Source organism: Pseudomonas sp. F220, assembly GCF_057813935.1.
Genome location: NZ_JBVASJ010000155.1, coordinates 1 through 326, shown reverse-complemented (window position 1 = coordinate 326; position 326 = coordinate 1). Strand labels below are relative to the sequence as shown.

General features: G+C 57.7%; 1 protein-coding gene. It reads left to right on the top strand.

Translation table 11 applies throughout. The features are described 5' to 3' along the window. Window positions 1-289: SDR family oxidoreductase (locus ACZYSM_RS29425; protein ID WP_489077215.1), on the top strand; the 289-nt coding region annotated here is incomplete at its 5' end. Window positions 290-326 lie beyond the last annotated feature (37 nt).

Sequence of the window (326 nt, the reverse complement as noted above, 5' to 3'; positions counted from 1 at the left end):
CGTAGGCACCAAGTTCGCGGTCCATGGCATTTCGGAAAACCTGCGTGAAGAGCTGTCACCGCACAACGTCCGAGTGATCACCATTGCACCTGGCGCCGTGGAAACCGAGCTGCTCAGCCACACCACCGACGAAGCGATCAAAACCGGCTATCAGGCGTGGAAGCAAGACATGGGCGGCACCGTGCTCAGTGCCGACGATGTCGCCTCAGCGATTCGTTATGCCTACGAACAGCCGCAACATGTGTGCATCCGGGAGATTGTGTTGGCGGCAACACGGCAGCAGCCTTGAGTCCAATACCTCGTTGAGCGACAGTTCTTAAATCGCT